Annotated in this window: 12 protein-coding genes; 2 read left to right on the plus strand and 10 right to left on the minus strand. The window is 69.7% G+C overall.

The window, feature by feature from the left end; all coding sequences use genetic code 11:
- Positions 1–123 precede the first annotated feature (123 nt).
- Both ON19_RS11765 and ON19_RS11770 read right to left on the minus strand, forming a co-directional pair.
- The gene (locus ON19_RS11765) at positions 124–645 is read right to left on the minus strand and encodes a DinB family protein (protein WP_043690110.1); all 522 of its coding nucleotides are present in this window, start codon (positions 643–645) and stop codon (positions 124–126) included.
- Between the two features lie 52 nt (positions 646–697).
- Positions 698–1,081 (minus strand): nuclear transport factor 2 family protein, encoded by a 384-nt coding sequence (locus ON19_RS11770; protein ID WP_051168762.1) that lies wholly within the window; start codon positions 1,079–1,081, stop codon positions 698–700.
- An 87-nt stretch (positions 1,082–1,168) separates the two neighbouring features.
- On the opposite strand from ON19_RS11770, the gene ON19_RS11775 reads away from it, so the two are divergent.
- Positions 1,169–1,954 (plus strand): helix-turn-helix domain-containing protein, encoded by a 786-nt coding sequence (locus ON19_RS11775; RefSeq protein WP_043690112.1) that lies wholly within the window; start codon positions 1,169–1,171, stop codon positions 1,952–1,954.
- Positions 1,955–1,959: 5 nt separating this feature from the next.
- On the opposite strand, the gene ON19_RS11780 is transcribed toward ON19_RS11775, so the two are convergent.
- Together ON19_RS11780 and xylB are read right to left on the minus strand one after the other, a co-directional pair.
- The gene (locus tag ON19_RS11780) at positions 1,960–2,589 is read right to left on the minus strand and encodes a maleylpyruvate isomerase family mycothiol-dependent enzyme (protein ID WP_051168763.1); all 630 of its coding nucleotides are present in this window, start codon (positions 2,587–2,589) and stop codon (positions 1,960–1,962) included.
- Between the two features lie 154 nt (positions 2,590–2,743).
- The gene (xylB, locus tag ON19_RS11785; RefSeq protein ID WP_043690115.1) at positions 2,744–4,150 is read right to left on the minus strand and encodes a xylulokinase; all 1,407 of its coding nucleotides are present in this window, start codon (positions 4,148–4,150) and stop codon (positions 2,744–2,746) included.
- Positions 4,151–4,370: 220 nt separating this feature from the next.
- Here xylB and ON19_RS11790 point away from each other — a divergent pair, with 220 nt between their 5' ends.
- Positions 4,371–4,862 carry a hypothetical protein gene (locus tag ON19_RS11790; RefSeq protein WP_043690117.1) on the plus strand — a complete coding sequence of 164 codons (492 nt, stop codon included), beginning with the start codon at positions 4,371–4,373 and terminating at the stop codon, positions 4,860–4,862.
- On the opposite strand, the gene ON19_RS11795 is transcribed toward ON19_RS11790, so the two are convergent.
- From ON19_RS11795 to ON19_RS11820, 6 genes are all read right to left on the minus strand, one after another.
- Complete coding sequence (locus tag ON19_RS11795; RefSeq protein WP_051168764.1) at positions 4,853–5,863, minus strand: glycoside hydrolase family 172 protein; 1,011 nt, start codon at positions 5,861–5,863, stop codon at positions 4,853–4,855. The genes ON19_RS11790 and ON19_RS11795 overlap by 10 nt on opposite strands.
- Positions 5,860–6,312, minus strand: a complete 453-nt coding sequence (locus ON19_RS11800; protein WP_043690119.1) for a thioredoxin family protein — start codon at positions 6,310–6,312, stop codon at positions 5,860–5,862. The genes ON19_RS11795 and ON19_RS11800 overlap by 4 nt, the downstream gene beginning before the upstream one ends.
- A 57-nt stretch (positions 6,313–6,369) precedes the next feature.
- Positions 6,370–7,851 carry an FGGY-family carbohydrate kinase gene (locus ON19_RS11805; protein WP_043690122.1) on the minus strand — a complete coding sequence of 494 codons (1,482 nt, stop codon included), beginning with the start codon at positions 7,849–7,851 and terminating at the stop codon, positions 6,370–6,372.
- 2 nt (positions 7,852–7,853) lie between these two features.
- Entirely contained in the window at positions 7,854–9,266 is a 1,413-nt protein-coding gene (locus tag ON19_RS11810) for an L-fucose/L-arabinose isomerase family protein (RefSeq protein ID WP_043690125.1), read from the minus strand.
- Between the two features lie 119 nt (positions 9,267–9,385).
- The gene (locus ON19_RS11815; protein WP_043690128.1) at positions 9,386–10,264 is read right to left on the minus strand and encodes a glycoside hydrolase family protein; all 879 of its coding nucleotides are present in this window, start codon (positions 10,262–10,264) and stop codon (positions 9,386–9,388) included.
- 120 nt (positions 10,265–10,384) lie between these two features.
- Positions 10,385–12,670, minus strand: a complete 2,286-nt coding sequence (locus ON19_RS11820) for an ATP-binding cassette domain-containing protein (protein ID WP_043690131.1) — start codon at positions 12,668–12,670, stop codon at positions 10,385–10,387.
- Positions 12,671–12,785: the final 115 nt, after the last annotated feature.

Below are 12,785 nucleotides of genomic sequence, written 5' to 3' on the forward strand. Positions count from 1 at the left end.
GCGGCTGCACACGGCGCTGATCGCGCGATCGGGGTGCCCGGCCGGTCCGGCACCTCGATCGGGCCGGTAGCGACGACCGCGACCGGACACGGAGAACCCGGGTGGGACCGGGCCTGGGCGTCGTCAGTCGCCGGTGAAACCGTCGATCCGCTCGCGCAACAGATCCGCGTGACCGTTGTGCCGCGCGTACTCCTCGATCATGTGCAGGTACACCCAGCGCAGGCTGTAGTCGTCGGCGCGCCAGCGGTGGCGGAAGGTGTGGTCCAGTGGCAAGGCCGCGACGGCTGCGTCGGCCTGGGCGATCTCGGCTCGGAAGGCGGCGAAGGTCGCCTCCGGGTCGGCGTCGGCGATGTCGGCGAAATCGCCGTCCGGGTTGTCCTCGGAGCAGTAGACGTAGGCGAGATCCTGGCCGGTGGCGGCACAGCGGAACCAGCCGCGCTCGACCTCGGTCATGTGCCGGACGAGGCCGAGCAGCGACATGGTCGAGGGCTCGGCGGCGCGCGTGCGAAGCTGCTCGCCGTCGAGCCCCGCGCACTTCCACAGCAGGGTGTCGCGGTGCCGGTCGAGCCATGCCCGCAGCATGGTGCGCTCGTCGGCGACCAGCGGCGTCACGGTGCGTTCGAAGTCGGGCGCGATCCACGTCACGCGCTCGAACCTACTGCCGCCCTGACCCGTCGAGCACCCGAATTATCCGCGCTCAGAACATGCCGTGCGGGATCTGGGCGGGTTCGGGCACCGGCTGGACGACGTCCCAGTGCTCCACGATCTTTCCGTCGACGACCCGCCAGATGTCGACGACCGCCTGGTCGGGCTCCGCGTCGTCCGGCAGGACCATGCGGTAGTGCATGACCACGTACTCCTCGTCGGCGATCACCCGCGCCAGCTCCAATTTCGACCCGGCCACGGGTGCCTGGGCGATGAACTCGAGGAAAGCGTCCTTGCCGGAGGGGTTTCCCGGGCTGTGCTCCAGGAAGTCGTCGTGCAGCAGCGTGCGGAGCACTTCGATGTCGCCCGCCGCGAATCGGGTGAAGCCTTCGAGGAGCAGTTCCTTGTTGCGCAGTGCCACATTGTCGTTCGTCATGCCGCCGAGACTGACAGCCCTCGAACGGGGTGTCGATTACATGGCATGTAATGGCGGGCGCGACCCGGCCCTCGCGATACTGAGCCGATGAACGGTGATCGACCGGTCGGCGAACTGCTGCGGGAGTGGCGGCACCGGCGGAAGCTGAGCCAGCTGGATCTGGCCATCCAGGCGGATGTGTCCGCCCGGCACGTCAGTTTCGTCGAGACCGGCCGCACGATCCCCAGCCGATCCATGGTGCTGCACCTGGCCGAACAGCTGGACATACCGCTTCGCGAGCGCAACCGCCTGCTGATCGCCGCGGGACACGCGCCCGAGTTCCGGCGTCGTGACTGGACCGACCCCGCGTTGCGGCGTGCTCGTGACGCGGTGCAGCGGGTCCTGCGGCTGCACGAACCGTATCCGGCGCTGGCGGTGGACCAGCGCTGGAACCTGGTGCAGGCCAACGACTGTGTCGGCGTGTTCTTCGACGGTGTGGATCCGGAGCTGCTCGAACCGCCGATCAACATGATGAGGCTCGGTCTGCACCCCGCGGGGTTCGCTTCGCGGCTGCGCAACCTGGAGCAGGTCCGGGCGTTCCTGCTGCCCCGCCTGGCCCGCCGGGTCATGGCGACCGGGGATCCCGAACTCGCCGCCTTGCACGAGGAACTGCGCTCCTACGGTGCCCAGTCCGGCACCGACAGCGACCCCGCGGACATCGCGTTGCCGATCCTGCTGCGCCACCGCGATGCCGAACTGTCGTTCTTCAACACGATCACGACCGTCGGCGCGGCCTTCGACATCACGCTCGACGAGGTCGCGGTCGAGGCGTATTTCCCCGCCGACGACGAAACGGCCGCCTACCTGCGCGAGCTTGCCGACCTCACGCGCTGAACAGGTCACAAGGGCTTCGTGAATCGCTGCGCAGGCTCGCCTTCCAGGTGCCCGGCGGGCAGCTTGCGGCCGCAGAGCACGAGCAGCAGGTCCTGGGCGTGCCCCGACAGCACCGTGCCGGAGCCGTAGCTGAAGTCCAGGTCGTCGGCGCGCAGCTCGATGCCGCCGAGGTCGGCGCCGAACAGCTTGACAGTCTTCCGGTCGATCGTGTCCAGAACCAGGCGCAGCCGGTCCCCGGGCACCCGGCGGTCCAAGCCGAGCGCAACGGTGATGTCCAGGCCGTGGATCACATCGTGGCTCAACGCGTTGGTGAGCCCGCCGCCCGGGGGCCGCCAGGGATGGTCGACGTTGTCCCACAGCGATTTCAGCAGGTCCGCCGCGCTGAGCGTGGCAGCGTCCACTCGGGCGGTGCGGTCGGCCATGCGGTTGAAGTTCCCGAACGCCGCGAGCATCCCCAGCGCGAAGCCCGCGCTCGACAGGCGATACGGCATGGTGATGTGCGCGACGACTTCGCGTACCCGCCAGCCCTCGCACAGGGTCGGTGCGTCCCAGCTCGCGGCGTCCAGTCCGGCCAAGAGTTCGGCGAGTTCCGTCCGTTCCGCCGTCACCGCCCTTCGCACCAGGGTATCGGTCATTTGTCCACCTCTCTTCGACGAGGGTGATCCAACCTTCCCGGGACTCCGGGCGCCACCCGGCGACGAAAATCGGCGGCCGGAGGGGTGGACGCGGGTCCAATTCGTGCGTGGGCAGGCGGGCCCGGCCGAGCAGGGATCGCGGCGAACGCCGTGGTCAGCCGTAGAGCGCGCGACGGGCCCGCCGATACTCGGCGCGGATCCCTCGCCCGGCCGCCGCGTCGGACGGTGCGGGGATCTCCGCGGCCGTGCATGCGGGCCACGCGGGCGGGCGGGCCGCGCCACTCAGCGCCCAGGCGGCCTGGCGCGCGGCGCCGAGCGCGACGTACTCGGCCGGTTCCGGCACCGTCACAGTGACGCCGAAGACCTGTGCGGCGATCGCCCCGACCAGCCGGGAGCGCGCGGCGCCGCCGATGAGCAGCACCCGCCGCGGTCGCACCCCCGTGCCGGTGAGATGGTCGAGCGCGTCGGCGAGATGACACAGCACGCCTTCGAAGGCAGCTCGGGCGACGGTCGCGGGACGCATGGCCTCCGGTCGCAGACCGTGCAGACTGCCCGTCGCGTGGGGCAGGTTGGGTGTGCGCTCACCGGCGAGGTAGGGCAGCAGGACCAGGCCGTCCGCGCCCGGCGGCGCCTGCGCGGCAAGCGATTCCAGCGTGGGCAGATCCACGCCGAGCAGGTCGGCGGCCGAGGTGAGGACGCGCGCGGCGTTGAGCGTGCAGACCAGCGGCAGGAACGCGCCGGTGGCGTCCGCGAATCCGGCGATCGCGCCGCTGGAATCGGCGCAGGCGCGCTCGGCGCGGGCGAAGACCGTCCCGCTGGTGCCGAGCGAGACCACCACATCGCCCTCGTCGATGCCGAGACCCAGCGCGGCACCGGCATTGTCACCTGTCCCCGCGGCGACCAGTGTGCCCGACGGTGTCCGCCCGGCCGGCTCGTCCGGACCCAGGACGCGGGGCAGCGCGGGCGCCCGTCCACGAAAGGCAAGGGCGAGCAGGTCTTCCCGATAGGCGTTGTCGGCGGGTGACCAATAGCCGGTGCCGGAAGCGTCACCGCGGTCGGTGGTGGGCTCGGGAATGTGCCGGGGTTCGCCGCCCCGCAGCCGCCAGGTCAGGTAGTCGTGCGGCAGCAGGACGCGCGCGGCGCGGTCGGCGCGCTCCGGCTCGTGATCGGCCAGCCAGCGCAGCTTGGCGACGGTGAACGAAGCCACCGGCACGCTGCCGACCGCGTCGGCCCACGCTTGCGGTCCGCCGAGATCGGCGATCAGCTCCTCGGCCGCGCCGGCGGAGCGGACGTCGTTCCACAGCAACGCGTCGCGTACCGGAATACCCGCGGCATCCAAGGCGACCAGGCCGTGCTGCTGCCCCGCGACCGCGATCGCGGCGACGCCGTCGAGCAATCCCGCGCCCGCTGTCCGCAGCGCGGCCCACCACGCCGCCGGGGCGACCTCGGTCCCCTCCGGGTGCGGGGCCTGCCCACGACCGAGAACTTCGCCGCTGTCGGCGTCGCAGACAACCACCTTGCACGACTGGGTGGAGCTGTCGACTCCCGCGACCGTCGTCATCCGGCCCACCCCGATCGCCTCCGGTTCGCCTCGCCGTGGTGGGGCGGGCACGGGCGGATCGAGGCGGCCTCGAACGAGGCCGGTCGCACACCGGCGACGAACCGGCCGCGTGATCCGACGCGAACACATCGCAGAAGGCCCATACCGACCACCTTGCACCCGAGCCGCCCCCGCCGGGGCATTTCGGGTATTCGGCAGCCGCATCGGGCAGACTGGCGCGATGAGCATCGACCCCACCGACGTGCGCATCCGCACCGGAGACGGGACGCCGCTGCCCGACCTGACCGAGGACGCGCTCGGCGACCTGATCGACGAACCGGCGGACCCGGAACACCCCATCCTCGAACTCAGCCGTGCCGACCTGCACGACATCCGGGCCAGGCTGCTACCCGACGGCGTCTACGAACTCGAGCACCGGGCCGGATCGGCGACGGAGACCTTCCAGATGTACACCTCCGACCCGGTGCTGGTGCGTGACGTGCTGTGGGCGTGGCTCTCCGACGACCCGTGGTGGCATGACTCGGTCGCGTGGTTCCCGGTCGACCCGGCAATCGCGGAACTGCGCGCGGTGCAGGACGAACTCGCCGGACTGCTGGACGGCTTGACCTTGATGGACGGTCTCACCGCGGGCATGGACGCGGCGCTGGCGCGCGCCGACGAATTGCTGGCGCTGGAGGTCGCACCGGAGGCGGACGACCCCGATCAGGCCTGATACCACCAGGCGGTGGTCGCGATGTCGGCGTCCGCCAGGGGAAGATAGGTCTGCGCGTCCAGCCACCCGAGGGCCTGGACGGTGACCCGTAGCTCGCGTTCGAAGCAGATCGGGTCGCGCACATGCCAGCGGTACATTCCGAACCGCTGATCCGGTCGATAGATCTGTTCCGGCGGCAGCACTTGGTGCAGCCCGAGATAGGGCGTGGAATATGTCCGGTATATCCCGTCGAGGTCGAAATTCCAGGCGCCGCCGAAATAGTCCTCGGTGCCGGTCCCGCAAATAGTGGGATGATCGACGTCCCCGTCGAGAAAGAACTTCACTTCGCCCTCGCCCCACCATCCCGGTGCACCCGGGCGGATGGCGAGGTAGGTGCCGACGTAGCGGCCCGGCCCCGGCGCCGCGTCCAGAATCGTGTGCACGGCCGGAGTGCCCACGCCGGTCGTGTGCCGCCACTGTGTGTGCAGATACCCCGCGCCGTCCGGCACGTCCTCTTCGCTGTAGGTCGCCTGGTAGTACACCGGGACCTCGCGGCCACAGCTGTTATCCAGCGTGATGCGCGCTCGATGCCGGAACGGCATGGCCCAGTAGCTGTTCAGCCCGCCGGCGGGCGCGACGACCACCATCTCCGAACTCAGCAGGGCCAGCTCGCCCCACCCGTTGCAGAAGAAGGCGCCCAGGGGCAGCTCGATCGCGGGCCGCGGTGCGTCGTCCCAGGTCATCCGTAGCGTCAGCCCGCGCAGTACGGAACGCTCGGTGGTCAACCAGAAGTGCCGGAACACGCCCGGTCCGGAAACGTCGGCCAGCGTGGCGGTTTCGCCGTCGGCCAGCGCGATGGAGGGGGACACCTTCCACCCCGCGCCCAGCAGCCGAGCAGCGTGCGCGCCGGTGCCCTCGGTCGCCCGCGCGCCCGCGCCCGGCGCCCCCGTCGGGTTCTCGGCGCTGACCGACCGCGTTCGCCGGCCGTCCAGCCGCCACAGCTCGCCGCCCGGCGCGGTCACAGTCCCGGCCAGCCGTATCGGGGTGTGCCCGGCGCGAGCCCGGCCCGGTACGCGGCGCCGGTGGCGCCCGCCGCGGCGAGTTGCCCGGCATCGGACCGCTGGGCCAGCTCGCGCCGGACCTGGTCCATGTCGAGCCAGAGGATCTGCTGCACGAGGTCTTCCAGCGCGTCCGCCGCCAGGGCGCCCGCCTCGGAGTACACCAGCACGCCCTCCCGGAACGCCATGAGCGTCGGATACTGGGTGACCCGCGCGGTGGCGCTCAACGCGGGCTCGGCCTCGGTGTCGACCTTGCCGTGCACGATCTCCGGGTGCCGGTCGGCCGACGCCTCGTACACCGGGGCGAAACGCTGACACGGCCCACACCAGCCGGCCCACCAATCCACGAGCACGATCGGATTGGACGTGACCACGGAGTCGAAATTGTGCTGAGTCAGGGTGATCGTGGGCATGGATTCCTCGTAATCGTTCCGCGAAGTAACCGTGCATCCTCGCATGGCTGTCCGCGATCAGGAAGACGCACCGGCACGATGCTGTTCGGCCGCCAGGAAATGCGCGACCGTCGTGGTGCGGTCGTACAGATCGCGATAGTGCCGGTAGTACTCTTCGTATTTCGCGGTGCGCTCAGGATAAGGCCGCACGGTGTCGACGACAGGATTCCACCCGGAGGTGTCGATTCCGGCGGCTTCGGCGGCGAGCAGAGCGTCACCGAGGCTCGCGCCGACGGTGTCGGCGGGCAACTGCTGGGGCAGGCCGGTGACATCGGAAACGATCTGGGTCCACAGCCCGCCTTTGGTGCCGCCACCCACCGCGACCAGACGCCCAGCCCGGCCACCGGCCTCGGTCATCGCCTCCAAGTTGTGGCGCACTCCGTAGGCGATGCCCTCCAGCACCGCCCGGTAGAGCTCGGCCCGTCCGTGGCCGAGGGTCAAACCGGCGACGATGCCTCGGGCGTCCGGGTCGAAGAGGGGAGTGCGTTCCCCGGCGAAATACGGCAGCGCGAGCAATCCCCGGCTGCCCGCGGGCACGTCCGCGGCCGCGGCGACCAGGTCGGCGAACTCGCCGCCGACGAGTTTGCGCAGCCAGTCGGTGACCGCGCCGGAGGTGGCCATGCCCGCGGCGAGGGTGTACGTGTCCGGCCAGGTGCCGCAGGTGCCCCAGAGACCGGGATGCGGCCGCGGATCGGCGAGCACCTGCACCAGGAACATCGTGGTGCCGTACATGATCATCGCGTCGCCCGGAGCGCGGACCCCGACACTGGCCGCCTCGGCCCAGGCATCGATGGTTCCGGTGGTGACCGGCAGCCCCGCCGGAAGTCCGGTGGCGGCCGCCCCGTCCGCGCTCACCCGGCCCACGATCTCGGTGGGCCAGGCCAGCTCCGGTAACGACCAGCCCGGCACGATCCGCTCGGCCCAATCCGTCGCCCACGCGCGCGCACGCAGGTCGTAGAGGGGGACGCACTGACTGGCCGACTGGTGGTCGAGCACGTATCGGCCGGTGAGCCGGTACACCAGGAAGGAACTGGCCATCAGCAGCATCGCGGTGCGTGCCGCGACCTCCGGCTCGTGCCGGACCAGCCACCGGGCCTTCGGCCCGACAGCCTGGCTGGTCAGCGGTGACCCGGCGCGGTCGAGCACGGCCTGCGCGCCGAATTCGGCGTTCAGTTCCGCGATCTCGGCGCCCGCCCTGGTGTCCACGCCGTACAGAATCGCCGGGCGCAGCGGCCTGCCCTCCGCGTCGGCGGGCAGCAGGCACGGGCCGATGCCGGACACGGCCAGACCGGCGAGCGGCGCGCCGCGGGCCGCGTCGACAAGGTCGCGGGCGATCGCGACGAAATCCGCCCACCACACCGCCTCCGCGTCGTGCTCGACCCAGCCGGGGTGTGGCATGGAAACCTCGTGCGCGCGTTCGGCTCTGGCGAGTACCGTGCCGGCGGCGTCGGTGAGGACGCCTTTCGAGCTCGAGGTCCCGATGTCGATGCCGAGGAACATCGTCACCGCGTGAACTCGTCCACGGTGACATCCAGCAGTTCGCAGGTCGCGCGTACGGCGGCGCGGTGGTCACCGGGTACCGCGTGGATGTGGTTGGCGCCGAAGCGGTTCAGGAAGTCCTCGGCGCGCGCGTCCAGCCGGGCGAAAGCGTGCGGCCACTCCCAGGTCGACTGCTTCATCAGCGCCTCGTTGGTCTGCTGGTCGTAGTCCTCGAACTCACCGAGCATCAGCTGCATGCGGTAGTCGCCGTCGAGGCGGGTGAGCCGCGCGAGGGTCATCAGGCCCGGCGCGGCCAGATGATGCACCGAGGCGCCGCCCGCTGGGAAGAAGAACACCTCCGGATACAGGTGCACCTTCGCCAGGTTCTCCGCGGGATCGGCGCTGCGTGCGGCGAACCAGGTGGCGTGCTGGCCGGAATTGCAAAGGTCCCAGATGTCCCGATCGGCGTGATAGTGCCGGACGTCGGCGAACAGCACCGGCGTGCCCGCCACCCGCTTGAGCAGCTGCATGGTGAGCGCACCGTCCATGTCCGCTTCGGTAGCGCAGACGTGCGGCTCCTTCGGGCCGTTCCAATCGTAGGGATCGTTGAGGAACGCCTCGGTCACGTCCATGGTGGCGAAGTACTGGGTGAGTTCGGGCTGTCCCTTGATCCCCGAGAAATCCAGACGCCATTCATCGATCAGCTCGCGTACCGCCAGATAGGAGCGGATCTGGCGTTCCAGCAGTTCCGGGGTGAGCTTCGCCCCGTCGTAGTGCACGCCCGCGGTGTGCCGCTCCAGCCATTCGCGCGCGGCCCTCGCCTCGCCCGCGTCGGCCAGTTCGGCGCGCCGCACGATCTCCCACTGATCGATTTCCTCGACGTCGATGCCGAATTGCCGTTGCCACTGATCGGTATTGGCGACCGCGGTGTTCATGCCCATCGGCCGCCCGCCGAAGCGCCCGAACGTCGCGCCGCGCAGGCCGGATACCGCTGCCGCGGCCCGCGCGCGCACGCCGATGGCTTCGATGAGCTCGGGGTCGGAGGGGTCGCCCCACAGCCTGCTGTGCTTGCGGCCGATCTGGTCGAGTGCGCCGCCGGCCGCGAGCATGCCCACCATCCCGGGCTGCACCGGGTCGATATTCGACAGCAGCAGCAGCGGACCTGGCATCGCGCTCGCGGCGAGCATGGTGAAATGCGGGAACGCCCAGACCGCGTAGTGCAGGACGGTCAGGTCGACGCCCGCCGCCGTGACCGAGCGCGCCACCGAACTCGCCAGCGCGTTGTCGCTGATCGGCGTCGCGCCGACGACCACATCGTGTCCCGCGGCGGTGAGCGCGGCCACCAGCCGGTCCTCGGTGGAGGCGATGAAATCGGCGATGCCCGCATGGACATAGTCGCGGCCATCGGAAATGCTGATAACGCCGATACGGGCCATGCCGGTCCCTCCAGGACGTGGGGTGATCGGAGAGTTCGACTCGATAAACAGATACCAGCCGGGGCCGGGCTCGAAGGCGGTTTCGCCGAAATAGAGCCCGGCTCGGTGCTTCGGACCGCTTATCGCGGAACCGTTTTGACGGCCCGCGACTGCGGGAAGCTGAGCGGTGCCAGATGGACGCCGCCCTGCCCCCAACCCGCGCTGGTAATCCACCAGCGGCCGTCGTCCTGGACGACTTCGGCGGCGTGCGCCGCGATGTGGCCCACCTTGTCTCCGATGCGGAAGCGGAACGGGCTGTCGCTGCGGAAGACATCGGTGCCGACGTAATGCGGACGCGGACCGATGAACAGATACCACCACCCGTCCTGCCGGAGGACATAAGGGGATTCGGTATTGCCCGCTTCGGTGCCTTTGGTCGGATCGGTGTAGGCGATGTGCCGCTCGCCCCAGTGCACGAGGTCGGTGCTGGTGCGGTAGGCGACGACGTGATGACCGCCGGTCGGGGCGCTCGTCGCGCAGTAGTACAGCACCCACTGGTCACCCACGCGCACCACCATGGGATCACGGGCGTCGTAGCCGTCGCGGAACAGCGGGCCCGCCGGCGATCTGGTCCACCGGAACAGATCCGGCGAGGTCGCCGCATTCATCGCCGCGCCGGTGCGGTCCGCGCCGCCCGCCGCGTAGAACATGCGGTACTGCCCGTCGGCTTGGACCACATAGGGCGCCCACAGGTGCGTTTCCCCGTATTGCCGATCCACCCGCAGCGCGGCGGCGTGCTTGGTCCACGGTCCGTGCAGCCGGTCGGCGCTGGCATGGGCGAACTCGATCTCGTCGAACGGCTCCGCGGGTTCCGGATGGGTGATTCCGAAAAGGTGCCACCGCCCCGCGTCGTCGCGGACGATCGTGTGGTCGTTGATGTACCAATTTTCCGATTCGCCGACGCTCGGGTCGTAGATCCGCGCGAAGGGCCCTGCTCGCACCACTTCCCGCGTCGTCATGGATTCATGATGCCGCCGCGATGGTCGTCGCCGTGCCGTCCTGCGGATTTCGGTCCGGGGAACCCCCTGGAACGGTTCTCCGGCAGCCGAGATCCTGCTTCCTGTCGTCGGCGGTCGGCCTCAGGCGACGACAGTACGTCGCAGGTATTCCGCGGTCAGCGACCGGCCGTCGGCCAGCAAGGCCGCCGGAGTGCCGGCGAAAACGATTTCGCCACCGTGCTTTCCGCCGTCCGGGCCGAGATCGATCACCCAGTCGGCCCGTGCGACGACGTCCAGGTCGTGTTCGATGACGATCACCGTGTTCCCGGCGTCGACCAGCCGGTCCAGCAGCGCGACCAGAGTGTCGACGTCGGCCATGTGCAACCCGGTGGTCGGCTCGTCCAGCACGTAGACGGCGGCGTCGCGACTACGCCGGAGATGATCGGCCAGTTTGACGCGCTGGCGCTCCCCGCCGGACAGCGAAGTCAGCGAGCGGCCGAGGGCGAGGTAGCCGAGACCGACGTCGAGCAGCGAGCGCAACGGCATGCGGATGCGCTGGTCGCCCTCGTCCGCCCAGAAGTTCAGCGCCTCTTCGGCGGGCATCTCCAGCACGTCGGCGATGGACGCTCCGCGAATCTCGTAGGCGAGCGCTTCCTCGCGATATCGGCGTCCGTGGCAGGTCTGACAGACCGTGGTGACCGGATCCATATATGCCAGGTCGGTGAAGATCACTCCCGCGCCATCGCATGCTCCGCAGGCACCGTCCGAGTTGAAGCTGAACAAGCCCGGTCGTACACCGTGCTGCTTGGCGAAGAGTTGACGCAGCGGGTCCATGATGCCGAGATACGTGGCGGGGCTGGAGCGCCGGGAGGCGGCGATCGCGGACTGGTCCACCGCGATGACCTGCGGGTGCGCCGCGACGAACGCGCCCGATACCAGCGTGCTCTTGCCGGAGCCCGCCACTCCGGTGACCGCCGTGAGCACCCCCGTCGGAAACCGCGCGGTGAGATTCTTCAGGTTGTAGGAGTCTGCGTCGGTGACGGTAAGCCATCCGGCCGGCTCGCGGACGTCCGTCTTGACCCGCCGCACTCTGCGCAATCCCGCACCGGTCGGCGTCCGCGCGACCCGCAGTTGATCGACGGTGCCTCGGAACACCACCTGCCCGCCGCGTGAGCCCGCGCCGGGCCCCATGTCGATCACGTGGTCGGCGACGGCGATGACGTCGGGGGAGTGCTCGACCACCAGGACGGTGTTGCCTTTGTCCCGCAAGCCGGCGAGCAGGGTGTTCAACCGTCCCACGTCGCGGGGGTGCATGCCGACGCTGGGCTCGTCGAAGATATAGGTCATGCCGGTGAGGCTGGAGCCGAGATGCCGGACCACCTTGAGGCGCTGTGCCTCGCCACCGGACAGGGTCGCCGTTTCCCGATCGAGCGACAGATAGCCGAGCCCGACCTCCTCGATCCGGCGCAACCGGGCGATGGCGGCCTGCGCTATCGGTCGAGCCACCGGATCGTCCAGGCCCGCGAGCACCTCGATGAGATCGGTGATCTCCAGCGCGCCGTAGTCCGCGATGCCGAGCCCCTCGATCCGGCTCGCCAGCGCCGCGGCGTTGAGCCGGGCACCACCGCAGTCCGGGCAGACCTCCTCGGTGACCACCGCTCGCGCGGCCGCGCGATTCCTGTCCGACAGCGCGTTGAGATCACGTTTGATGTACAGACGGTCGAACCGCTCCAGCAGACCCTCGTAGGCGTTGTTTCCCGCCGATCCGTTCCGGTTCTTGCGCGGGACACGAAAACCCTTGCCGTACAGGAACAACTGCCATTCCTCGGGCGTGAACTCCCGCAGTGGCTTGTCCGGGTCGAAAAGTCCCGACTCCGCGTAGAGCTGCCACTGGAAGGTTCCGACCGCGAAGGGCCCGAAGGTGATGGCGCCCTCGTTGAGCGACTTGTCCGCATCGATGAGCCGCTCCAGATCCGGGCGCACCACATGGCCCAGACCGCCGCACGCGGGGCACATGCCCAGCGGGTCGTTGAACGAGTAGCGCGTGGCCTCGCCCGCGCTCGGCACGCTGTACCGGGAGAACAACACGCGGATGATCGACTGGATGTCGGTCATGGTGCCGACCGTGGATCGGGAATTGCCGCCGATCGGCTTCTGGTCGACGACCACGGCGGGCGCCAAGTTGTCGATCGACTCCGCCTCCGGGCGCTCGTACTTGGGCAGCCGGTTGCGGATGAACCAGGTGAAGGTCTCGTTGAGCTGCCGCTGCGATTCGACCGCGACGGTGCCGAAGACGATCGACGACTTACCCGAACCGGAAACGCCGGTGAAGACCACGATCTTGCCCTTGGGAATCGTCAGCGAGACGTCGCGGAGGTTGTTCTCGCGCGCCCCGACGATCTTGATGGTGTCTCGATGAGCATGCACGGAGGCGAGGCTAGGAGCCGATGAGGTCGGTTCCTGTCCTCTTTCACGGCCATACTGGAGCGCGTGACCCGGACCGCCGAGCGGCTGCTCCAGCTGCTCTCGCTGCTGCAGACCC

Origin of the sequence: Nocardia abscessus NBRC 100374 (assembly GCF_000308455.1) — a bacterium.
Taxonomy (GTDB): Bacteria; Actinomycetota; Actinomycetes; order Mycobacteriales; family Mycobacteriaceae; genus Nocardia; species Nocardia abscessus.